Genomic DNA, 22,311 nt, shown 5'->3' with positions numbered 1-22,311 from the left:
GCGGGAGTGAAAATGCGAGAGCGAGAAGTGCGGAGAACTTGTCTGAACAAGTTGGCCTCAGTACGCCCGGTCGTGGTGTCCTGTCGGTGAACGCCGTAGAAACGGCAACCCTTTATTCCCTGCACAGTTCCGGCTGACACGGATCACCACGATTGTCGATTAGGCTGGTCACGCTGTGCACAGCAGGCTGAGCAGAGGGGAAGCATGACCGCGCGACACGAGGAGATCGCCGACGAGCTGCGGCGCGCGATCGACCGCGAGGAGTACACGGTCGGCAGCCGGCTGCCCTCGGAGTCGGAACTCGCGACCCACTACGGCGTGTCCCGCGGCACCGTCCGCCAGGCCGTCGCCGCCCTGACCTCCGAGGGCCTGATCGGCTCCCGCCAGGGCGCCCGCCGCGTGGTGCTCGCCAGCCGCCGCAGTCAGAGCTTCGAGGAACTGCGCAGCTTCGCCCAGTGGGCACGGGCCATGGGCCGCGAGGCCACCGGCCACGTGGTGTCACAGGAGTACCTCCCGGCCACCCAGGAGGACGCCGTACGCCTTCAACTGACGGCCGGGACACCGCTGTTGCACGTACTGCGGGTGCGCGGCCTGGACGGCGAGCCGGTCCTGCTGGAGCGGACCGTGTACGCCGACTGGATCTCACCGGCGGTGGAGGCCATCGAGCCGGACTGCCCGTCCGTCACCCAGCGCCTGTACGACGACACGGGCCTCGTCTTCGCCTACGGCGAGCACGTCATCGACGCGGTCGCCTGCGGCGCGCAGGACGCCGAGTTGCTGGGGGTGCGCCGCACGAGTCCGCTGCTGCGGGTGCGGCGCGTGACGACGACGCGTGAAGGGCGCCCGGTGGAGTGGTCGGACGACCGGTACCGCTCGGACGCGGTGAGTTTCAGTGTCCACAACTCGATCGGCAACAACGCGCTCGCGCGCAAGGCGCCGGAATAGGGGTCGGGGGGTTTTGATCGTCGCCGGGTGCGGGTGATTCGTGGTTTCTCGCGCAGTTCCCCGCGCCCCTTCGGGCAAGCTGCAGTGCAGCACACCTCAAGGGGCGCGGGGAACTGCGCGAACGGCCACAGCGCACCGGCACCCGGCATACGACAGCAACCCCCCGAGCTGGAGGCCGAATCAGCCCGGCGCGCCCGAGGAAAAGCGACGCAGCAACGGCGAAAGCACCAGCACGGACTTCGTCCGCTCCACGAACGGCTCCCCCGCGATCCGCTCAAGGACCCGCTCGAAGTGCCGCATGTCGGACGCGAAGACCTGCGCGATCGCATCCGCCTCACCGGTGACGGTCGACGCGGCCACGACCTCCTGGTACCGCTCCAGCCCCCGCTGGATCGTCTCCGGCGAGGTGTTGCGCCGGCAGTGGATCTCGATGTACCCCTCGGTCTCCCAGCCGAGCGCCGCCGGGTCCACCCGGACGGTGAATCCGGTGATCGCTCCGGTGGCCCGCAGCCTGTCCACGCGCCGCTTGACGGCGGGCGCGGACAAGCCGACGAGCTGCCCGATGTCCGCGTAGGAGCGGCGGGCGTCCTCGGCGAGGGCGTGCACGATGCGTTCGTCGAGATCGTTCAGCACAGGGGGTGGTTCACTTCTTCGGTCCGGTCACTTCTCTGCCGTCACCGCGAGATCCTCAGCGACCGCGAGACGGGAACGGCGATAGCCGTACACGAAGTAGAACACGAGCCCGACGGCCATCCAGACACCGAACACGATCCAGGTGACCGCCGACAGGCTGCCCATCATCCAGACGCAGAACAGGAGGCCCAGCGCGGGCAGCACCGGCGACAGCGGCACGCGGAACGTGCGGTTCATGTCCGGGCGGGTCCGGCGCAGCGCCACGACCGCGATGTTGACCAGCGAGAAGGCGAACAGCGTGCCGATGGTGGTGGCGTCGGCGAGCTGGCCCAGCGGGATCGCGGCGGCGAGGACACCGCAGAACAGGGACACGATCACGGTGTTGGTGCGCGGCGCACCGGTCTTCGGGTGGACCTTGGCGAAGACCTTGGGCACCAGGCCGTCGCGGGCCATCGCGAAGAGGATGCGGGTCTGGCCGTAGAGCACGGTCAGCACGACGCTCGCGATGGCGATGACGGCGCAGAACGCGAGCAGCGTGCCCCAGAAGCTCTGGCCGGTGACGTCCGTCATGATCTGCGCGAGCGCGGCCTCGGAGTCGTTGAACTTCCGCCACGGCTTGGCGCCGACGGCGACGCCCGCGACCAGCACGTACAGGGCCGTCACGATGACGAGGGACAGCATGATCGCGCGCGGCAGGTCGCGCTGGGCGTTCTTCGCCTCCTCACCGGCGGTGGAGGCGGCGTCGAAGCCGATGTAGGAGAAGAACAGCGTGGCGCCGGCGCCGCTGACGCCCGCCATGCCGAGCGGCATGAAGTTCGCGTAGTTGCCGGACTTGAAGCCCATGAAACCGACGGCGCAGAACAGGATCAGCGCGCCGATCTTCACGCACACCATGACGGTGTTGGCCCGTGCCGACTCCTTGGCGCCGCCGAGCAGGAACACCATCGCGAGGACGACGACGATCAGGGCAGGCAGGTTGAAGATGCCGCCGTCGCCGGGCGGCGCGGACAGGGCCTGCGGGATCGTCACGCCGATGGCGCCGTCCAGCAGCTCGTTGAGGTACTCGCCCCAGCCGACGGCCACGGCGGCCACCGAGACGCCGTACTCCAGGAGCAGGCACCAGCCTCAGACCCAGGCGATCAGCTCGCCCATCGTTGCGTACGCGTACGCGTACGAGGAGCCGGAGACCGGGATGGTGCCCGCCAGCTCGGCGTAGGACAGGGCGGAGAACAGCGCGGTGAGGCCGGCGATCACGAAGGAGAGGGTGACGGCCGGGCCGGCCTTGGGGACGGCCTCGCCGAGGCGACGAAGATGCCGGTGCCGAGGGTGGCACCGATGCTGATCATGGTCAGCTGCCACAGCCCGAGGGAGCGCCGAAGCCGCCCTCCCTCACCCTGGCCGCCCTCCGCGACCAGGCGTTCCACGGGCTTGCGGCGCATGAGGCGCGCGGCGACGCCCGGGGACGTGGGGGCGGCCGTTCTCTCGTGGTGCGGGGGTGCGCCTTGGTCGAGCACTCGCTGGCTCCTTCTCGCTGCCGGAGAGCGCGCGGGGACGGGCGGGGGTCTGCCAGGGCAGGAACCGCCGCCGAGCGGAGTCCCCGCCACGCTACGTACAGCGCAGCACCCTACGAGGAGCGGCTTCACGGGCGTAATGCAGCAACCTTGCACATAGCCGCATGATCATTGCGTTCATCGGGCCGGAACGCCCATTCGTTGCGCACGGGCTGCCGGGCGTTGCACACGCGCCCCACCAGCCCCATTTCCCGCCGTCGTCCGGCTGAGGCCCGGCCGTGATGCCCGACCGCAGGGGACCGGCCGTGATGCCCGACCGCAAGGGGCCGGAACGCCGACGGCCCCCGATTCTCCCGGGGAGGGATCATCGGGGGCCGCACCGACGGACTCGGGTCAGCTCCAGCTGGCGTGCAGCGGCTTGCCCTCGGCGTAGCCGGCCGCGCTCTGGATGCCGACGATGGCCCGGTCGGCGAACTCCTCCAGGGAGTTGGCGCCGGCGTAGGTGCAGGACGAGCGGACGCCCGCGATGACCGAGTCGATCAGGTCCTCCACGCCCGGACGGGCCGGGTCGAGGTACATGCGGGAGGTGGAGATGCCCTCCTCGAACAGCGCCTTACGGGCCCGGTCGTACGCCGACTCCTCCGAGGTCCGGTTGGCCACGGCGCGCGCGGAGGCCATGCCGAACGACTCCTTGTAGGGGCGGCCTTCGGCGTCCTGCTGGAGGTCGCCCGGCGACTCGTAGGTGCCGGCGAACCAGGAACCGACCATCACGTTGGAGGCGCCGGCCGCGAGGGCCATGGCCACGTCGCGCGGGTGACGGACACCGCCGTCGGCCCACACGTGCTTGCCGTACTTCTTCGCCTCGGCGGCGCATTCGAGGACGGCGGAGAATTGCGGGCGGCCCACCCCGGTCATCATGCGGGTGGTGCACATCGCGCCCGGTCCGACACCGACCTTGATGATGTCCGCGCCGGCGTCGACGAGGTCCTTGACGCCCTCGGCGGAGACGATGTTGCCGGCGACGATCGGCACCTGCGGGTCGAGGGCCCGCACCACCTTGATCGCGCTGATCATCGACTCCTGGTGGCCGTGCGCGGTGTCGATGACGAGCGTGTCCACCCCCGCGTCGAGCAGCTGCTTGGCCTTGCCCGCCACGTCGCCGTTGATGCCGACGGCGGCGGCGATGCGCAGCTTGCCGCGCGCGTCGGTGGCCGGCGTGTACAGCGTGGCGCGCAGGGCGCCCTTGCGGGTCAGGATGCCGGCGAGCCTGCCGTCCTTGTCGACCGCCGGGGCGTAGCGCCGGTTGTGCGTGTCGAGGGTGTGGAAGGCCTCACGCGGGTCGATGTCCGCCTCGACCAGCAGCAGGTCCTTGGACATCACCACCTCGAGCTGGGTGAACCGGTCGACCCCGCTGAGGTCCTCGTCGGTGACGACGCCGATGGGCCGCCGTTCCTCGTCGACGACCACGCCGGCGTTGTGCGCGCGCTTGGGCAGCAGGGCCAGGGCGTCGGCGACGGTCTGGTGCGGGGCCAGCACGATCGGGGTGTCCAGCACCAGATGGCGGCTCTTCACCCAGGAGATCACGTCGGTGACGACCTCGATCGGGATGTCCTGCGGGATGACCACCAGGCCGCCGCGGCGGGCGACGGTCTCGGCCATCCGGCGGCCGGCGATCGCGGTCATGTTGGCGACGACCAGCGGGATGGTGGTGCCCGTGCCGTCGGGCGAGGAGAGGTCCACACCCTGACGCGAGCCGACCGCGGAGCGGCTCGGCACCATGAACACGTCGTCGTACGTCAGGTCGTACGCGGGCTGGATGTCATTGAGGAAACGCACGTGCCGCACATCCCAGTCGATCAGAGGTGACCCCCCGACGGGTGCGCCGGGGGGAAAAGAGCACGTACTTCATTGTCCCATGACGGAGGGCGGATCATCCCCCCACAGAACATCCAGGCTGGTCGGAGAGGCTTTAGGAGGATCCTCCAAGGGCCAGGACGACGGCGAGGGCGGGGGTGCGGTCGACCGCCTCGGCGAACACGTCCTGCGCGGTCCCCCACTCCTGCGGGTTCTGCTCGGCGAACGGCCGCCAGTCGCGTACGACGATCAGCAGCCCCTGTTCGACGGCCCGCTCGGGCCACACGGTGTGGTCGGACAGGGAGTCGACCAGCGCGTCCCAGTTGCGGCCGAACCAGTCGGGCAGCGCGAGGGCGCTCGCCACGCGGTCCATCAGGCCCGCCTTGTCCGTGACGTCCACGAGGTCGAGGGTGACCGCGAGCCGGCCCGTCAGGTCTTCGCTCATCTCAGCACCGCCCGGAACGAGTTGTAGTGGTCATCGGTGTAGTAGATCTCCCCGCCCTGCCCGGTGACGATCCGCCGCGCCCCGCGGTCGCGGGATCCCGGGGTCGGCACCGTGTACTCGTGGTAGTAGCCGCGTGGGTGTTTCGGGAGGTGCCCCTCGAAGTTCCCGAAGACGATCCCGTCCCGGGCGTACGGGAAGGGTCCGCCCTTGTCGATCAGGGCGAGGGTCGTACGGGCCTCGGTCGGCAGCCGGGACGCCTGGACGGTGGCCGTCCCCTCGGCCCAGCCCGGGGTGGGGGCGGTGACCGAGGACGCCGGGGCGCTGGCCGACGCCGTGGAGGTGCCCGTGTGCGACGAGCATCCCGTCAGCAGGGCGGAGAGACCGAGGACGGAGAGACAGACGAGGAGTCCCGCGAGCGCTCGCGGGACGACGCGACGCGGGAAGCGTCGCGGGACCGGTGGCAGGACGGACCGCAGCAGCATGCCGCCGATGCTGCCACGGCCGTCCCGGCACGGATTCACCACGACCCGCCGCCAGATCCGGCGAGCCTCAGCCGGTGCCGGCCAGCCCCAGCGAGTTCCAGCCGGATCCGGCTGATTCCGGCTGGTTGCAGACGGTTCCCGTCGGCTCCAACCGGCTCTCGCCGGGTCCGGCGATTTCTCGCAGGTCCCCTCAGATCCCGTCGGGGTCGGCGCGGCTGAGTGCCGGCTTAGGCGTCGGGCCCGCCGTCATCAGGGCGTCGGCGGCCGAGGTGTCGGTCACCAGGCTGGTGACCAGCCCGGAGCGCAGCACCGCGTCGATCGCCGGCGCCTTGCGCTGACCGCCCGCGATCGCCACGACCTCCGGGATACGGCGCAGCTGGTCCGCCTTGACCGTGATGCACCGCTCCCCCAGGTCCCGCCCGATCCTGCGCCCCTCGGCGTCGAAGAGGTGCGCGGACATCTCGGCGGCGACACCGAGCGAGGCGTAGTGCGCCCGCTCCTCGTCGCTGAGCATGTCGTGCACCGTCGAGATGCCCGGCTCCCAGGAGCCGATGGAGACACAGGCGACCGTGACCTTGTCGAAGTACTCGAAGGCCCGCGCGATCCCGGTCTGGTTGCGCAGCGCCGCCGCGGTGGCCGCGTCCGGCAGCAGCATCGGCGCGTAGATGGGGTGGGCGTCGCCGCCCGACACCTGGGCGGCGCGGCGGACCGCCTCCACCGAGCCGCGCTCGGCGGTCCCGGCGTCGTACACGCCCGTCAGCTGCACCACCGTGCACGGCGGCAGCCGGTCGAGCGCCGCCGCCATGTGGATGGTGGACCGGCCCCAGGCCAGCCCGAGCACGTCCCCCTCGTTGACGAGTTCGCCGAGCAGGTCGGCGGCGACCTCCCCGAGGTTCTCGGGGTCGGGGGTCTCCTCCGCCTCGGCCGGGGACTCGACCACGACGGCGTGCCTGAGGCCGTACCGGGCACGGAGCGCGTCGGAGCGCTCGGCGTCCAGCTCGGCCGGCACGCGGATCTCGATGCGTACGAGATCCCGTTCGAGGGCGGTCTCCAGGACCCGGGCCACCTTGAAGCGGCTGACGCCGAACTCCTCCGCGATCTGGATCTTGGACTTCCCCTCGAGGTAGAAGCGGCGGGCCATGGCCGCCGCCTGCACCAGCTCAGCGGGTCCCATCCGCATGGCTGACCGGCCCGCCGACATACCCGACACGGCGATCTCCTCACTGCTGTTCACACTCTGGACTCGCCGTTCATCCTTGCAGATTCGGCGGAACTGATCTGCCCTGATCGGGCCCGTTCTCTCAACCGTTCACGTTGCCGTGGCTCAGTGGTCGCATGCCCAGGACGCCCTGGCGGTCGCCTCCTCGGCCTGAGCACGCAGTGCCCGCACCGCCTCCGCGGGGTCCGCGGCACCGTACACCGCCGAGCCCGCCACGAACACGTCCGCTCCCGCGTCCGCGCAGCGCTCGATCGTCGAGGCCGAGACACCGCCGTCGACCTGCAGCCACAGCTGGAGACCGTGCTTGGCGATCAGCTCACGGGTACGGCGGATCTTCGGCAGCATGATGTCCAGGAACGCCTGGCCGCCGAAGCCCGGCTCGACCGTCATGACCAGCAGCATGTCGAGTTCCGGCAGCAGGTCCTCGTACGGCTCGATCGGCGTCGCGGGCTTCAGCGCCATGGAGGCGCGGGCCCCCTTGGCGCGGATCTCGCGGGCGAGGCGCACGGGCGCCGCCGCCGCCTCGACGTGGAAGGTCACGGACGAGGCGCCGGCCTCGACGTACTGCGGGGCCCAGCGATCGGGGTCCTCGATCATCAGGTGGCAGTCGAGCGGGGTGTCCGTGGCACGGGCCAGGGACTCCACGACCGGCACGCCGAGCGTGAGGTTCGGGACGAAGTGGTTGTCCATGACGTCCACGTGGAGCCAGTCGGCTCCCTCGACCGCCTTCGCCTCGTCCGCGAGGCGGGCGAAGTCGGCGGACAGAATGCTGGGGTTGATCTGCGCGGCCATGCCCCAAGCGTGCCATGCCCTGCGGGGGTAGGCCGAGTCAGGTCCGCGGCGGTTGCGGTCGTACGTTTGCTGCGGGTCCGTGCGGGCTGGTCGCGCCCACGCGGCGGAGCCGCACATCGATACAGCCCCGCGCCCCTTTGGGGCGCCGCTCCGGGCGGCGATTCAGCCGGTTCGGCGGATCAGGGCCAGGTACATGGCGTCCGTGCCGTGCAGGTGGGGCCACAGCTGGACGTCGGGGCCGTCACCGAGGTCGGGGACGCCGGGGAGGAGGGGGCGGGCGTCGATCAGTTCGGCGTGCGGGTGCTGCTTGAGCACGTCGGAGACGACCGCGCGGGTCTCGGCGAGGTGCGGAGAGCACGTGGCGTAGCCGACGACCCCGCCGACGCGCACGGAGTCCAGGGCGGTGCGCAGCAGGGAGCGCTGGAGCGGGGCGAAGCTGTCCAGGTCCTCGGGGCGCCGCCGCCACCGTGCCTCGGGGCGCCGGCGCAGCGCGCCGAGCCCGGTGCAGGGCACGTCCATCAGCACCCGGTCGAAGGTGCCGGACCGCCACGGCGGCCGGGTCCCGTCGGCGGCGATGACCTGGTACGGCCCCGGGTTGCCGGCCAGGGCCCTGGCGACCAGACCGGCGCGGTGCGGCTGCTTCTCGGAGGCGAGCAGCGTGGCCCCGCGCTCGGCGGCGAGGGCGGCCAGCAGCGCGGCCTTGCCGCCGGGACCGGCGCACCCGTCGAGCCACTTCTCGTCGGGACCGTCGAGGGGGGCGTTCGCGAGCGCGAGGGCGACCAGCTGGCTGCCCTCGTCCTGCACGCCGGCCCGCCCCTCGCGCACGGCCTCCACCGCACCCGGCTCGCCGCCCTCGGTGAGCCGCACCGCGTACGGCGACCAGCGCCCCCGCACGGCGGCGTCCTCGCGCAGCAGTTCCTCGGTGGTGGCCCGGCCCGGCCGCGCGACCAGCGTGACCTCGGGCCGCTCGTTGTCGGCCGCCAGCAGCTCCTCGACACCGGCACGGCCGCCGCCGAGGGAGTCCCAGAGCGCGGAGACGACCCAGCGGGGGTGCGAGTGCACGACGGCGAGGTGCTCCTCGGGGTCCTCGTCGTAGGGGGGCGCGACCTTCTCCAGCCATCCGTCGAGGTCGTGCTGCGCGACCTTGCGCAGCACGGCGTTCACGAACTTGGCCCGTCCGTCGCCGAGCACGACCCGCGCCAGCTCGACGGAGGCGGACACGGCGGCGTGCGTCGGGATCCTGGTGCCGAGCAACTGGTGGACGCCCAGGCTCAGCACGTCGAGCACCGGCGGGTCGACCTCGCGCAGCGGCCGGTCCACGCACTCGGCGATGACGGCGTCGTACGTGCCCTGGCGGCGCAGCGTCCCGTACACCAGCTCGGTGGCGAGGGCCGCGTCCCGGGCGTCGAAGTCGCCCTTCTCCCGGGCCTTGCGCAGCAGCGGCGGCAGTACGAGGTTGGCGTACGCGTCCCGCTCGTCCACGGCGCGCAGCGCGTCGAAGGCGAGGATGCGGACGGCGTCCTTCTGGGGACGGCGGTAGGGCTTGGCGGGCCTGTGCGGCCGACGGGACTGCTCGCTCACGAAAAAGGTGCTCCGGATGTGAAGAAAGAGGATGCGCCTCCCAGCCTACGTCGGCCGCGCCGGCACACCCTCACCGCCGCCTCGCGGCCTCACCACCGCCTCGCGGAGCCTCACCGCCGCATCGCGGGGCCTCACCACCGCGTCGGCGCGCCCTCACCAGCGCTTCGCGAAGCCTGACCGCCGCCTCGCGGGGCCTGACCACCGTCTCGCGGAGCCTCACCGCCGCCTGGCGAGGGTTCAGCCGCCTCGCGGAGCCTCAGCCGCCGAGCGTCTCGCCCTCGGCGATGCGCACTCCGCGCGCCCAGTCGGCGGCCCGCATCGGCTTCTTGCCCTGCGCCTGCACCCAGAGCAGTTCGACGGCGTACGACCCGGTGCCCACGTGCACGCTGTTCTTGCCGACCGCCAGCTGTCCCACGGTGAGGTCGGTGCGCTCGGGCACGGGCGTGACGTGGACGAGCTTGAGGCGCTCGCCCCGGAAGGTGGTCCAGGCGCCGGGCGCCGGCGTGCAGCCGCGCACGACCCGGTCGACCCGCAGCGCGGGCGCGGCCCAGTCCACCTGGGCGTCCTCGACCGTGATCTTCGGGGCGAGGGTGATGCCGTCGGCCGGCTGCGGCACGGCCTTCAGGGAGCCCTCCTCGATGCCGTCCATCGTCGCGGCGAGCAGCCCGGCGCCTGCGAAGGCGAGCCGGGTGAGCAGGTCGCCGCTGGTGTCGGTGGACCGGATCGTCTCGGTGACGGTGCCGTAGACGGGCCCGGAGTCGAGTCCCTCCTCGATGAGGAAGGTGGAGGCGCCGGTGATCTCGTCCCCGCCCATGATGGCGTGCTGCACGGGCGCGGCCCCACGCCACAACGGCAGCAGCGAGAAGTGCAGGTTGACCCAGCCGTGCGCGGGGATGTCCAGCGCCACCCGGGGCAGCAGCGCGCCGTAGGCGACGACGGGGCAGCAGTCCGGGGCGATCTCCGCCAGGCGCTCGAGGAACTCGGGATCCCTCGGCCGCACCGGCTTCAGGACCTCGATCCCGGCCTCCTCCGCCCGCTCGGCCACGGGCGACGCGACCAGCCTGCGGCCCCGCCCGGCCGGCGCGTCGGGCCGCGTGACGACGGCGGCCACCTCGTGCCGCCCGGAGGCGATCAGGGCGTCCAGGGCGGGAACGGCGACCTCGGGGGTACCGGCGAAGACGAGCTTCATGGGTGGGCTTGGGCCTCTCGGGCGGGATCGGACGGGCAGCGCACAAGTCTATGACTCCGCTCCCCGGGCAACGGGTGGTGTGCGACGCATGGGCGGCGTACGCATATGCCCGCGCGCCCCCACCCCGTGACCAGCGGAGCGCAAACGCGTTGGTCAAGAAAGAGTTGACCACAAAGGGCCGCATTCGGCGGCCCAATTCCTTTCAACGCCGGTTCGAGAGGCTTGTTCATGGCCGACCACGCAACCCACGACGCCCAGGCCCGGGCCAGCCTGCACTTGCTGGTGCGGGACATCGAGCGGGTCCGCCGGCAGGTGGACGCGCTGCGCACCCTCACCGCCCAGTTGGGCAATGTCTACCGCCCGCGCCGTTCCGGCCCCTCCACGGGCTTCGTCGTCTACGGACGCGCCCCCGCCCCCACGGTCCGCCTCGCCCAGGAACTCCGGGACAGTGTCGAGACCCTGGTCACGGCCGCCGTGGACTTCGACCGTTCGCTCGGCTTCTCGTGGGACGCGGTGGGCTCGGCCCTCGGAGTCACCAAGCAGGCGGTGCACCGCCGTTACGGCGCCCGCCGCGCCGCGGCCCAGGCAGCCGCCGAGAACGAGCGCGCGACGGAGGCGTCGGGTGCCTGCACGCTCAACGTGAACACCGGCCTGCCGACGGTGCCGACCGTCCCCGCGGCCCGCTCCATGCCGACGCAGCCGACCGCCGGCAGCTCCGCCCTCCGCGACGACGCGAGGCCCACCGCCTTCCCCGGCCCCCGCAACGGCTGACCGCCCTCCCCGCCCTCCCGGACATCACCGGGAGGGCAGCCGTGTGCCTGAACCCCGGCCGCCCCTCGGCAGACGCCCCGCGACTCCGGCCCCTCGGCCACTGTCCCCCGCTGCGGCCCCAGCCCCTCACCCGGCGCCCACCGAAGCCGCCCCCAGCCAGTGCCGTACCCGTGCCCGTGCCCGGCAAAGACGATCCCCGCCGATGCCCGGCAGAGCCGACCCTCCCCAGCCAAATCCCAGCCGCCGCCCGGCCAAGCCGAACCCCAGCCGAACCCCAACCGGCGTCCGGCGGAGCCCGTCCTCAGCCGATGTCCGGCGGATCGATCCGCACCCGTACCGGCTCCCCGCTCCCCCGTGCCATCCGCGCGGCCTGGGCTGTCTTGAGGGCGGTGGCGAGCGCGGCGCCGCTTCCCGGGGGCACCCGGACGAGGGCCCGCTCCCAGTGCTCGCCCGGCGGGGGCGCTCCGGGTCTGCGGGGCCGTCCGGGCAGGGTGGGCGGGACCGGTACCGGCCCCAACACCTCGGCGTCCGAGGGCAGTTCGACGGTTCCCAGGAACTCGGCGACGGCCTCCTCGGTCCCGGAAACGGCCGCCATGCGGGACACCGGCGGGAATCCCAGTTCGGCCCGCTCGGCCAGTTCCCGCACCGCGTACCCGACGGCGTCCCACCGCACGAGTGCCTGGACCGGGCGCAGTGTCGGCTCGGCGACGACGGCCACGGTCCCCCCGTCGCCCTGCGGTCGTACGAGTGCCGCCGCCGCGATCCACCGGCGCAGCGCGTCCTCGCCGGCCCGCAGGTCCGGACGCCCGAGCATGGCCCAGCCGTCGAGCAGCAGGGCGGCGGCGTAACCGCCCTCGGCCACCGGCTCGGCGCCCGGGGTGCTCACGACCAGCGCGGGCGCGCCCGGCACGGTGTCCAGCACGTGTTCACGCCCCGAGGTGCGCACCGGTACGGCAGGGAAGGCGCGGCCCAGTTCCTCGGCGGTCCTGCGCGCCCCGACGATCTGGGCCCGGAGCCGGAAGCCGCCGCACTCCGGGCAGTGCCAGGAGCCCTCCTCGCGCCCGCACCACTCGCACCGCAGCGCGCCCGCGTCCTGCGCCTGGAGCGGCCCGGAGCAGTGCCGGCACCGCGCGGGCGCCCGGCACCGCGCGCAGGCGAGGCGGGGCACGTAACCGCGCCGGGGCACCTGGACGAGCACCGGTCCGTGCCGCAGCCCCTCCCGGACCACCTGCCAGGCGAGGGTGGGCAGCCGGGCGGCGCGGGCGGCCTCGTCGCGCGCGAGGTCGTCGTCACCGACGGTCCGTACGAGGGGGGCGGCGCGTCGTACCTGCTCGCGCCCGGCGGCCAGGGGCCGCGCCCAGCCGCTCTCCACGAGCTGCGCGGCCTCCACCGTGCAACTCCAACTCCCCAGCAGAAAGCCGCACTTGTCCAGAGCGGCCCGCAACTGCAGCACATCGCGCGCATGCGGCTGAGGGGCGTGCGGCTCGCTGTGGCTGTCGTCGCCGTCGTCCCAGATGGCCACGAGTCCGAGGTCGCGCACGGGCGCGAACATGGCCGCCCGCGTCCCGACGACGGCACGCACGGACCCCCTGCTGACGGCGAGCCACTGCGCGTACCGCTTCTCGGGCCCCGCGTCGGCGGTGAGCAGCGCGTGCCGGCCCTCGCCGAGCCGCGCGGCCAGCGCGGCGTCGACCCGCGCGGCGGCCCGCCCGTCCGGTACGACGACGAGCGCGCCCCGCCCCGAGGCGAGCGTGGCGGCGACGGCACGGGCCAGTTCCTCGCTCCACCCGGGGCCCGGCAGCGCGTTCCACACCGCCCTGGGCGCTCCCCCGGAGGCCAGGGACTCCAGGAACGCGGCCCCGTGCTCGTACCGCGTCCAGGACCCCGCGTCGGGCGCGGCAGGCGGTGGCAGGGGCGCGGGCGACGCCCGCCGCTCGGCCCGCGCGCTGCGGGGCGGCACGGCGAGCTGCAGCACGTCGGCGAGGCTGCCCGCGTACCGGTCCGCGACGGCCCGCGCGAGCCCCAGCAGCTCCTCGCCCAGCACGCGCTCGGGCGACACGACCTGGGCGAGTGCGGCCAGCGGTCCGGAGTAGTCCGATTCCGCACGCCGCTCGACGAGGAACCCGTCGATGAGCCCGCCGCCCTCACGGCGGCCGTCCCGCACCCGGTGCCGCCCGGCCCCGAACCGCACCCGCACCCTGACCCCGGGCTGCGCCTCGGCGTCCAGCTCCTCGGGCACCGCGTAGTCGAAGTACCGGTCGAGATGCAGCGCGCCCTTGTCGACGAGCACCCGCGCGACGGGAAGCTCCTTCGCGAGCGCGGCCCCCCGCCAGGTCCGCGGCTTGGCCCGGGGCACCTTGGCCCCCCGCACGCTCTCCCGGATGAGCGCGAGCTGCTCCGGCGGCGCCCCTTCGGCCCCGCCGTCCCCCGGCACGTTCTCGCTGCTCACGCTTGCATTCTTACCAAACGGCACTGACAACCGCGCCGCTCCACCGTCCCTCCCGGGTGCACCCCCACCGGAGCGACCGCGGCCCACGCACCGGCAGATCATCGGCGTCCCCTCGCGCAAGCCCGCCCCACCGGCCATTTCACCGGCTCTTTCAGCCGCCCCACCCCACTCGTGCGTGCCGCCGTGCCTCACCCCGGTATCAGAACGGGAAACGGGAAACATCGCCGACCGCCTTGCTCGTGCCGGACGCTGTGACGACGCTGGAGTCACCGAACGACCGGGAGCACCGGCGTCGTCGGCACGAGGGGGGTCAGGTGCTGGAGCAGTCGCCTGTGTTCGGCGCTGAACTGCGCAGGCTGCGCATCGCGGCCGGGCTCACGCTGACGCAGCTCGCGTCCGTGGTGCATTACAGCAAGGGTCAGCTCAGCAAGATCGAGACAGGCAGGAAGCGCCCGACCGTCGAGCTGGCCCGCCTGTGCGACGTCGCGCTCGACGCGCGGGGCGCGCTCACCCGGCTCGTCCCGGCCCCGTCGCCCACTCCCCGACCCCGTGGCACCACGCCCACGCCCCATGGCACAGCACCCACGCCCGATGACCCCGCGCCCACGGCTCTCCTCCCGGTGTTACCCGCCGGCATCGACGCGACGGGAGAGGCGACGGGAGAGACCCCAGAGGCTCCGGGAGCGCCCATGGACCCGTCGCATCCGGGGGCACCGTCCCGTCGTCAGGTGATCGCCGCGGGTGCCGCCTCGGTCCTCGCGGCCAAGGTGGCCGAGCTGCGACCGGGCGGCGCCGGCGCCGACGCACTCGCCGGCGAGACCCTGGTGGGCAGTTCGCGGGTGCTGCTCGACCAGTACCGCCGTATCGCCCAGCTGTCGCCGCCCGAGGTACTGGTCCCGGTCCTGGCGGAGCAGACGCGTGCGCTGCGCTCGATGGCCGTGCGGTCGGGCGCCCGGACCGGCCGGGACCTGCTGGCCCTGGCGGCACGCTTCGCCGAGTTCACCGGCTGGCTGGCCCAGGAGTCCGGGGACGAGACGGGCGCCCTGCGGTGGACCCGGCACGCCGTGGACCTCGCCGACGCATCGGGCGACCACGATTTGGCGTCGTACGCGCTCGTGCGCCGCGCCCTGGTGACCTACTACCGCGGCGACGCGGCGGACACCGTGGCGCTGGCCGAGGGTGCGGGCTCCGGCCGGCTGCCCCCGCGCATCCGGGGCCTGGCCGCCCAGCGCGAGGCCCAGGGGCACGCGCTGGCGGGGGACCACACGGCCTGCCTGAGCGCTCTGGACCGCGCCCGTGTGCTCCTGGCCGAGGATTCCTCTGCCGCGAGCGGATCGCCCGTCCTGGGCACGACACACCTCGGCGACCCCGCCTCCATGATCACGGGTTGGTGCCTCGTGGACCTGGGCAGGCCACGGGCCGCCGCCGAGATCCTCGACCGCGAGTGCGCGCGGCTGCCCGCCCAGGCCTGGCGCACCCAGGTCCGCTACGGCGTCCGGCGTGCCCTGGCACACGCGGTGGCCGGCGAGATCGATCACGCCTGCGAGCTGACCGGGCAGCTCCTGCCGTCGGCCGCTCATGTCGCGTCCGCGACGGTGGCCACCGACCTGCGCCGCCTCGCCCGCACGCTGGCGCGGCATTCACGCAGCCGCTCGTACCTGGCCATCGCCCCGCAGCTCACGGCTGTCCTCACCCTCGCCCACTAGCGACACGGGCAGCCGCTCCTCTCCCTTCCCCACGGCAGAAAGGCCGATTCGTCATGTCCGATGTCTTCATCAACTACCGCTCCGGAGACGGCGACCAGGCCGCGGCCACCATCCAGGGCGCGCTGTCCACACGGTTCGGCACGGAACGGATCTACTACGCCAGCAAGTCCATCCCGCCGGGCACTCCCTTCGACGGGCACCTCATCCAGGGCGTACGCCGCAGCGGGGTGCTCCTCGCCCTCATCGGCCCCGGCTGGATCGGCCATCGCCGGCTCGGTGACGCCGACGACTGGGTGAGCAGGGAGATCCAGGAGGCCTTCCTCTGCGACATCCGGGTCATACCGGTCCTGCTCGGTCGTACGACGGAACGCCCCACCCGGGAGCAGCTGCCCCGGAACCTGGCGAAACTCGCGGACTGCCAGGGGCTGCGGTACGACCACCGCAACAACGAGAACGACCTGAAGCAGATCGGAGACGCCCTGGCCAGGCTCGTACCCGAACTCGCCGCGGCCGACCACGAGGCTCACGAGGACACCCCGTCCGGTACGACACAGAACACCGCCGGCGACGTGCACGGCACATCCGTCCAGGCGCACACGGTCAACGGCGACATCAGCAGCGTCAGGGACGTCAGCAGCGTCAAGGACGCCCACGGCGTCTTCCACATCGGCCCCGGCTCCCGCTCCGTGCACATGCGCGACGGCGGCACCTACGTCGAGGGCGACAACAACGGCGGCATCCGCCAGAGCTTCGGGGGCTCGCGCCAGGAGTCGGACGTCGAGCGATGAACGAGGGGTACCGGGACGTCCACCACAACTACAACATGCACTTCGGGGGAGCCGGCGGCGGCCAGAACCTCCTGAACACGCCTTCTGCCACCCCCCGCCGGGTCGCCGAGGACCAGCTCGTCCGCCTGCAGCGCCAGTTCGCCCGGCCGAAGGGCATCAACGACGCCTACGACCTGCTGGCGAACAAGCGCACGGTCATCGTCCACGGGGAACCGGGGAGCGGAAGAAGCTCGGCGGCCCGGGTGCTGCTGTGCGAACTTCCGCGCGAAGGCGGCGGCACCTATCACGAGCTGACTCCGGACAAGCCCGAGGGCAACACCCGCCGCTTGCTCGCCCCCGACCTGATCGGTGAACGGGACCGGATGCTCCTCGACCTGTCCGCCGCGGACGGCCAGGCCTGGCTCGACGTCCAGGGCGAACTGTCCGGCTTCCGGCACGAGGTGCTGAGCAGGCATGCCTACCTCGCGATCGTGCCCCCGCACGACTTCAGGGACCAGCTCTCCTCGCAGTTCGCCGAGTTCAGCTGGGAGACGGGCGAAGTGGAGCGCGCGGAGGCGCTCGTCCGCCATCTGCGGCTGGCCGGCGTGGACGAGCACGTGCGCACACGCACCCCGCCCGCCCTCTTGGCGTATCTCGCCGGCGCGCATCCGCTGCACGACCTGGCCCGGCTGGCCGAGCGCATCGCTGCCGCGCCCGGCACCCGTGGCTTCGCCGCTCGGTGCGAGGCGGCCCTGGCCGCCCATACGGACTGCTCCCCGGACGTCGACAAGCTGGTTCCTCAGCTGCACATGGGACGGCAACGCGCGCTGTTCCTCACCACGGCCATGCTGCACGGGGCGCGCGCCGAGGTCGTGCACGATGCGACGAACCTTCTGGTGAACGCCATGGGGTCCGAACCCGACAACCGGCCACTGCTCGAACACAAGGGGCTCTCCCGGCGTCTGGACGCCGTGGACGCCGGTATCGACGCCGACTCCCGCGTGCGCTTCACCCGCTCCGGCTTCGCGGTGGCGGCGCGCCGGCACTTCTGGCACGAACTGCCTGACATCCGGAACCCGTTGACCGGCTGGCTGACCGAGGTCCTCGCGCTCCGCGACCTGCACGACAGGGACCTGGAGCGCATGGTGGAGCGCTACACGGAGCTGTGCCTGAGGACGCGCGACCTCGACCGGCTCACCGGCCTCGTCACGCACTGGACACGCGAGTCGGAGCCCCGCGCGACCGAGGTACGGGCGACCGAGGTCCGGGCGGCGGCACATCTCCTCAAACACGGAGTCGAGGACGAGAGTGCGGGCGGCGCGTTCCGCGCGAAGATCTACAGCTGGAGCACGTCGTCCGTCACCCGCGATCTGCGCCAGGTACTGACCGAGGTCTGCGCGAAGGTGATGTCGGTCCACCACCCGGAACCCGCGCTCGTCCGCCTCCACCACCTGGCCCGCAACGAGCCCCCAGGCTCTGATCTGGCTCGCAGCGCACTCCTGGCCTACGTGAACCACGACAGCCTGCTCCAGCGCCGCCTCCTCGCCCGGATCGCCACCGCGCAGTCCACCCGGCACCACCGGGCCGACGTGCGGCTGTTCCTCGGCCTTGTCGCGTTTCCGGGCAACTTCCTTCTCGCGCGGTCGACGCGGAACTGGCTCACCGCCTGCTGGCGCATGACCTTCGACCTGCTCGACCCGGATCACTGGGCGAGCGCCGCATCCAACTGGCTGACCGGCGCGGACGCGATGCTCGCCGTGGACGACGAGCCGCTCGTCGACGCGGCGGTCGGCATCCTGGTCGACGCCTCCGACACGCGTTACCGGGTGCTCAGCCGCATCTACGCGGACGCGCGTCGCACCGTCTCGCCCCAGCTGGCCTCCCGCTTGCTGCACTCCATCAACACGGCGCAACGCGAACGCTTCGTGCCGCGGTCTCCCGATCCGGAGGTGTCCCCGTCATGAGTTCGGGTCAGAAGGCCGTCTCGGCGTTCCTCAGTCTGATCAGCACGCTGATGGTCCTCATCGTCGGGCTGTGGCTGCGCTGGTCCCCGTGGATGTGGCTCGGCGCCCTCGTGCTCCTGTTCGCGGTGTGGGCCGTCGCCACCCAGGCGGCGATCCGCGCGCGGAGGCGGGATCCGTTCCCCGAGGGTTCACTCATCGAGCAGCCCGCCCCTCCGCCCGTGGAACGACAGGAGGTGTACGTGACCCGGGTCCCGCTGCCCAGCGGTTTCCCCGACTACGACTTCCTGTTCTCGGCCCGGGTGCGCTGGTGCCCGACGGACCCCGTCACGGGCCCGCAGCTGATCAACCCCGGCGCGCTCGCGGTGGAGTCCGTGCTGTCCCGGGCGAGCCGGGTCGCGGCGGACGTCGAGCCCTTCCGCAGTTCCTTCCTCCGGCATCGACTCGACGCCGCGCTCGGCGTCATGGAGCCGGACGGCGAGGGACACGTGCGGGCCATGGCCCTCGACGTGGAACTCTCCCTCGCCGACGAGGACCGGGAACGTCTGGACCGCCTCGCGGCCATCCGCAAGGACGAGGCCGTCTGGGAGCACCAGCGCAGGTACGAGCAGAACAAACGGGAGTACCTCAGCAACGACGTGCTGACGAGCACGGGCCAGGCCGTGGTGTGGTGGCTGGCCAGGAACGACGAGCACGTCGAGAAGACCGTCAAGGACATCGGCCTGCTGGCCCGGCTCTCGTCGGCCGCCAACGACCGGGAGGTCGACGAGCCCTTCCGCCATCTCGTCCCGGAGGCGTATCCGCCCTCGCCTGGAGGTCAGGCACCGCCGGCCCCGCAGGAGTCACTGTTCGCGCGGGAATCGCCGTTCACGCACGAGTCGCCGACCGCGCAGCGCACCGCGGGCCCCGCCGACCTGCTGGCCGACTTCTTCCGGACGGTGGACTTCCCTCCCGGCGAGAAGGAGAGCGCGCTGATCGCCGATCAGATCGCGCTGGCGGTCGCGCCCTGGAACGAGGCGGCGGCCGACGAGATCCGCCGCCGCTTCGGTGTCCCGTCCGCACCACCGCACAGAAACGACGCCGGCCCCGTGCCACCAGGAGACGGCCAGGAAGGGGGCGATCAGGAAGAAGACGATCCGGACGGCCCCGGGGAGCCCGGCGGAGCGCCTCATCACCCCTGACCGACGCCGAGGCCCGGCCCCCGCAGGAGAGACCGGGCCTCGGTGAGTGAAGCTGGGTGAAACTGGGTGAAGCGGTGCGGGGCTAGCGGCCCGCGGCCTCGCGCAGGGCGTCCACGCGGTCGGTGCGCTCCCACGTGAAGTCGGGAAGCTCACGGCCGAAGTGACCGTACGCGGCGGTCTGGGCGTAGATCGGGCGGAGCAGGTCGAGGTCGCGGATGATGGCGGCCGGGCGGAGGTCGAAGACCTCGTCGATCGCCTTCTCGATCTTCTCGGGGTCGACCTTGTGCGTGCCGAAGGTCTCGACGAAGAGACCGACGGGCTCGGCCTTGCCGATCGCGTAGGCGACCTGGACCTCGCAGCGGGAGGCCAGGCCCGCGGCGACGACGTTCTTGGCGACCCAGCGCATGGCGTAGGCGGCCGAACGGTCGACCTTGGACGGGTCCTTGCCGGAGAAGGCGCCGCCGCCGTGGCGGGCGAAGCCGCCGTAGGTGTCGATGATGATCTTGCGGCCGGTGAGGCCGGCGTCGCCCATCGGGCCGCCGATCTCGAAGCGGCCGGTCGGGTTGACCAGCAGGCGGTAGCCCTCGGTCTCCAGCTTGATGCCCTCGTCCAGCAGGGCCTTCAGCTCCGGCTCGACGACGAACTCGCGGATGTCCGGGGCGAGCAGGGACTCCAGGTCGATGTCGGAGGCGTGCTGCGAGGAGACCACGACCGTGTCGAGGCGGACGGCCTTGTCGCCGTCGTACTCGATGGTGACCTGCGTCTTGCCGTCGGGGCGCAGGTAGGGGATGGTGCCGTTCTTGCGGACCTCGGACAGCCGCTTCGACAGGCGGTGGGCCAGGAAGATCGGCAGCGGCATGAGGGTCGGCGTCTCGTCGGAGGCGTAGCCGAACATCAGGCCCTGGTCGCCGGCGCCCTGCTTGTCCAGCTCGTCGTCGTCGCCCTCGACCCGATTCTCGTAGGCGGTGTCGACGCCCTGCGCGATGTCCGGGGACTGCGCGCCGATCGACACGGAGACACCGCAGGAGGCGCCGTCGAAGCCCTTCTTCGAGGAGTCGTAGCCGATCTCGAGGATCTTGTTGCGGACCAGGGTCGCGATGTCCGCGTAGGCCTTGGTCGTGACCTCGCCGGCCACATGCACCAGGCCGGTGGTGATCAGCGTCTCGACGGCGACCCGGGAGGCCGGGTCCTCGCGCAGAAGCGCGTCGAGAATGGTGTCGCTGATCTGGTCAGCGATCTTGTCGGGGTGACCCTCGGTCACGGACTCCGAGGTGAACAGGCGACGGGACACAACGCTCCCTGGGGTTGCAGCGGCTGCTGGCTGATCATTTACGGACGGGCACAGGGCTGCGCCTGGCGTCGTCCGAGAACAGTTTACGGGTCCCACTCGGCCGCCGGCCCACCTGTCTCGCCTCTCGGAAGCGCTGTGACCTGCGGCACGGGCATTCTGCCCATGGTGCGGCGGCCTTGGCCAGGCCCCGCGCACATCGGCGTGCGGCACGGAAAAGCCGTCGAACGGGCGAATCGGTCCGCCCCGAACGGCGCAACGGGGTCAGTCCAGGCGAGCGGCCACGAGGTCCCAGACCGTGTCGGCGAGGGCTTCCTTCGGACCGTGCGGTACGGGGGTCTCGCTGCCGTCGGAGCCCAGCACCAGGGCTTCGTTCTCCTCCGAACCGAAGGTCTTGCGCTCCCCCACCTCGTTGACCACGAGCAGGTCGCAGCCCTTGCGGGCGAGCTTGACGCGGCCGTTGGCCAGGACGTCGTCGGTCTCGGCGGCGAAGCCGACGACGATCTGTCCGGGCCGGGCACGGTCGGCGGAGATCTCCGCGAGGATGTCGGGATTGCGCACCAGGACGATCGGGGCGGGGGCCTGGCCGTCCTTCTTCTTGATCTTCCCGGCCGCGTAGGCGGCGGGGCGGAAGTCGGCGACGGCGGCGGCCATGACCACGGCGTCGGCGTCCGCCGCGGCCTTGAGGACCGCCTCGCGCAGCTGCACGGCGGTGCCGACCGGGACGACGTCGACGCCCGCCGGGTCGGGCAGGCCGGTGTTGGCCGCGATCAGGGTGACGCGGGCGCCGCGCGCCGCGGCCGTACGGGCGAGGGCGTAGCCCTGCTTGCCGGAGGAGCGGTTGCCGAGGAAGCGGACGGGGTCGAGGGGCTCGCGGGTGCCGCCGGCGGAGACGACGACGTGGCGGCCCGACAGGTCGGGCTCGGTGACGCCCCGGGCCAGCACCCGGCGGCAGGCCTCGAAGATCTCGGCCGGGTCGGGCAGCCGGCCCTTACCGGTGTCGACTCCGGTGAGCCGGCCGACGGCGGGCTCGATGACGACGGCGCCGCGGCGGCGCAGGGTGGCCACGTTCTCCTGGGTGGCCGGGTGCTCCCACATCTCGGTGTGCATCGCGGGTGCGAAGACGACGGGGCAGCGGGCCGTCAGGAGCGTGTTGGTCAGCAGGTCGTCGGCGAGGCCGTGGGCGGCCCTGGCGAGCGTGTCGGCCGTGGCGGGGGCGACGACGACGAGGTCGGCGTGCTGGCCGATGCGGACGTGCGGCACCTCGTGGACGTCGTCCCAGACCTCGGTGGCGACCGGGTTGCCGGACAGGGCGGACCAGGTCGCGGCGCCGACGAAGTGCAGCGCGGAGGCGGTGGGCACCACACGCACGTCATGGCCCGACTCGGTGAACCTTCTGAGCAGCTCGCAGGCCTTGTACGCGGCGATCCCGCCACTGACCCCCAGCACGACCCTCGGCTTGTCCGCCATCTCTCGCCATCTCCCCGGCTCGGCAACGTACGAGACCATCACACACCACAGGCCCGGCAGCATGACT

The 22,311-nt window shown here is 72.5% G+C and carries 17 protein-coding genes and 1 pseudogene; 6 read left to right on the top strand and 12 right to left on the bottom strand.

Features of this window, described 5'->3' with window-relative positions:
* The first annotated feature begins 204 nt into the window (after positions 1-204).
* Positions 205-945 (top strand): GntR family transcriptional regulator, encoded by a 741-nt coding sequence (locus tag ACGFYV_RS01580; protein WP_393876294.1) that lies wholly within the window; start codon positions 205-207, stop codon positions 943-945.
* Between the two features lie 180 nt (positions 946-1,125).
* Here ACGFYV_RS01580 and ACGFYV_RS01575 read toward each other — a convergent pair whose 3' ends face one another.
* The 9 genes and pseudogenes from ACGFYV_RS01575 to fmt all read right to left on the bottom strand — a co-directional run bounded on the left by ACGFYV_RS01575 (position 1,126) and on the right by fmt (position 10,651).
* The gene (locus tag ACGFYV_RS01575) at positions 1,126-1,578 is read right to left on the bottom strand and encodes an Lrp/AsnC family transcriptional regulator (RefSeq protein WP_393876293.1); all 453 of its coding nucleotides are present in this window, start codon (positions 1,576-1,578) and stop codon (positions 1,126-1,128) included.
* Positions 1,579-1,605: 27 nt separating this feature from the next.
* Positions 1,606-3,092: pseudogene (locus tag ACGFYV_RS01570) on the bottom strand (amino acid permease).
* Between the two features lie 390 nt (positions 3,093-3,482).
* Positions 3,483-4,925, bottom strand: a complete 1,443-nt coding sequence (locus ACGFYV_RS01565; protein WP_393876292.1) for a GuaB1 family IMP dehydrogenase-related protein — start codon at positions 4,923-4,925, stop codon at positions 3,483-3,485.
* A gap of 133 nt (positions 4,926-5,058) precedes the next feature.
* Positions 5,059-5,388 carry a barstar family protein gene (locus ACGFYV_RS01560; RefSeq protein WP_393876291.1) on the bottom strand — a complete coding sequence of 110 codons (330 nt, stop codon included), beginning with the start codon at positions 5,386-5,388 and terminating at the stop codon, positions 5,059-5,061.
* Positions 5,385-5,870 (bottom strand): ribonuclease domain-containing protein, encoded by a 486-nt coding sequence (locus tag ACGFYV_RS01555; protein WP_393876290.1) that lies wholly within the window; start codon positions 5,868-5,870, stop codon positions 5,385-5,387. Before ACGFYV_RS01555 ends, ACGFYV_RS01560 begins: the two co-directional genes overlap by 4 nt.
* A 190-nt stretch (positions 5,871-6,060) precedes the next feature.
* Complete coding sequence (locus tag ACGFYV_RS01550; protein WP_393876289.1) at positions 6,061-7,104, bottom strand: sugar-binding transcriptional regulator; 1,044 nt, start codon at positions 7,102-7,104, stop codon at positions 6,061-6,063.
* A gap of 90 nt (positions 7,105-7,194) precedes the next feature.
* Entirely contained in the window at positions 7,195-7,881 is a 687-nt protein-coding gene (gene rpe / locus ACGFYV_RS01545) for a ribulose-phosphate 3-epimerase (RefSeq protein ID WP_393876288.1), read from the bottom strand.
* Between the two features lie 162 nt (positions 7,882-8,043).
* Positions 8,044-9,462: an RsmB/NOP family class I SAM-dependent RNA methyltransferase gene (locus ACGFYV_RS01540; RefSeq protein ID WP_393876287.1), complete on the bottom strand. Its 1,419-nt coding sequence runs from the start codon at positions 9,460-9,462 to the stop codon at positions 8,044-8,046.
* A 256-nt stretch (positions 9,463-9,718) separates the two neighbouring features.
* Positions 9,719-10,651 (bottom strand): methionyl-tRNA formyltransferase, encoded by a 933-nt coding sequence (fmt, locus tag ACGFYV_RS01535; RefSeq protein ID WP_393876286.1) that lies wholly within the window; start codon positions 10,649-10,651, stop codon positions 9,719-9,721.
* A 228-nt stretch (positions 10,652-10,879) separates the two neighbouring features.
* On the opposite strand from fmt, the gene ACGFYV_RS01530 reads away from it, so the two are divergent.
* Positions 10,880-11,422 (top strand): hypothetical protein, encoded by a 543-nt coding sequence (locus ACGFYV_RS01530; RefSeq protein WP_393876285.1) that lies wholly within the window; start codon positions 10,880-10,882, stop codon positions 11,420-11,422.
* A gap of 301 nt (positions 11,423-11,723) precedes the next feature.
* Here the strand turns inward: ACGFYV_RS01530 and ACGFYV_RS01525 are convergent, their stop codons facing one another.
* A complete protein-coding gene (locus tag ACGFYV_RS01525) occupies positions 11,724-13,871 on the bottom strand; it encodes a primosomal protein N' (RefSeq protein WP_393876284.1) in 2,148 nt (715 codons plus the stop codon).
* 314 nt (positions 13,872-14,185) lie between these two features.
* Between ACGFYV_RS01525 and ACGFYV_RS01520 the strand changes: the two genes are divergently transcribed.
* Genes ACGFYV_RS01520 through ACGFYV_RS01505 form a run of 4 tightly spaced genes read left to right on the top strand, consistent with a single transcriptional unit; the run spans position 14,186 to position 19,486 of the window.
* Positions 14,186-15,577 (top strand): helix-turn-helix domain-containing protein, encoded by a 1,392-nt coding sequence (locus ACGFYV_RS01520; protein WP_393876383.1) that lies wholly within the window; start codon positions 14,186-14,188, stop codon positions 15,575-15,577.
* A 53-nt stretch (positions 15,578-15,630) separates the two neighbouring features.
* Entirely contained in the window at positions 15,631-16,365 is a 735-nt protein-coding gene (locus ACGFYV_RS01515; protein WP_393876283.1) for a toll/interleukin-1 receptor domain-containing protein, read from the top strand.
* Positions 16,362-18,308 carry a hypothetical protein gene (locus tag ACGFYV_RS01510; RefSeq protein ID WP_393876282.1) on the top strand — a complete coding sequence of 649 codons (1,947 nt, stop codon included), beginning with the start codon at positions 16,362-16,364 and terminating at the stop codon, positions 18,306-18,308. The genes ACGFYV_RS01515 and ACGFYV_RS01510 overlap by 4 nt, the downstream gene beginning before the upstream one ends.
* A complete protein-coding gene (locus ACGFYV_RS01505) occupies positions 18,305-19,486 on the top strand; it encodes a hypothetical protein (RefSeq protein ID WP_393876281.1) in 1,182 nt (393 codons plus the stop codon). Before ACGFYV_RS01510 ends, ACGFYV_RS01505 begins: the two co-directional genes overlap by 4 nt.
* Positions 19,487-19,568: 82 nt before the next feature.
* Here ACGFYV_RS01505 and metK read toward each other — a convergent pair whose 3' ends face one another.
* Together metK and coaBC are read right to left on the bottom strand one after the other, a co-directional pair.
* Positions 19,569-20,777, bottom strand: a complete 1,209-nt coding sequence (metK, locus tag ACGFYV_RS01500) for a methionine adenosyltransferase (protein WP_393876280.1) — start codon at positions 20,775-20,777, stop codon at positions 19,569-19,571.
* A gap of 261 nt (positions 20,778-21,038) precedes the next feature.
* The gene (gene coaBC, locus ACGFYV_RS01495; RefSeq protein ID WP_393876279.1) at positions 21,039-22,244 is read right to left on the bottom strand and encodes a bifunctional phosphopantothenoylcysteine decarboxylase/phosphopantothenate--cysteine ligase CoaBC; all 1,206 of its coding nucleotides are present in this window, start codon (positions 22,242-22,244) and stop codon (positions 21,039-21,041) included.
* Between the last annotated feature and the right edge of the window lie 67 nt (positions 22,245-22,311).

It is taken from the genome of Streptomyces sp. NPDC048297, assembly GCF_043201585.1.
Lineage (GTDB): Bacteria > Actinomycetota > Actinomycetes > Streptomycetales > Streptomycetaceae > Streptomyces.
This window is presented reverse-complemented; position numbering and strand designations above follow the sequence as displayed.

What these genes read in the sequence shown, in the direction of transcription:
- ACGFYV_RS01505 (WP_393876281.1), top strand. Translation starts at nt 18,305, where the DNA reads ATGAGTTCGGGTCAGAAGGCCGTCTCGGCGTTCCTCAGTCTGATCAGC.
- coaBC (WP_393876279.1), bottom strand. Translation starts at nt 22,244, where the DNA reads ATGGCGGACAAGCCGAGGGTCGTGCTGGGGGTCAGTGGCGGGATCGCC.
- fmt (WP_393876286.1), bottom strand. Translation starts at nt 10,651, where the DNA reads ATGAAGCTCGTCTTCGCCGGTACCCCCGAGGTCGCCGTTCCCGCCCTG.
- ACGFYV_RS01560 (WP_393876291.1), bottom strand. Translation starts at nt 5,388, where the DNA reads ATGAGCGAAGACCTGACGGGCCGGCTCGCGGTCACCCTCGACCTCGTG.
- ACGFYV_RS01555 (WP_393876290.1), bottom strand. Translation starts at nt 5,870, where the DNA reads ATGCTGCTGCGGTCCGTCCTGCCACCGGTCCCGCGACGCTTCCCGCGT.
- rpe (WP_393876288.1), bottom strand. Translation starts at nt 7,881, where the DNA reads ATGGCCGCGCAGATCAACCCCAGCATTCTGTCCGCCGACTTCGCCCGC.
- ACGFYV_RS01530 (WP_393876285.1), top strand. Translation starts at nt 10,880, where the DNA reads ATGGCCGACCACGCAACCCACGACGCCCAGGCCCGGGCCAGCCTGCAC.
- ACGFYV_RS01580 (WP_393876294.1), top strand. Translation starts at nt 205, where the DNA reads ATGACCGCGCGACACGAGGAGATCGCCGACGAGCTGCGGCGCGCGATC.
- ACGFYV_RS01515 (WP_393876283.1), top strand. Translation starts at nt 15,631, where the DNA reads ATGTCCGATGTCTTCATCAACTACCGCTCCGGAGACGGCGACCAGGCC.
- ACGFYV_RS01510 (WP_393876282.1), top strand. Translation starts at nt 16,362, where the DNA reads ATGAACGAGGGGTACCGGGACGTCCACCACAACTACAACATGCACTTC.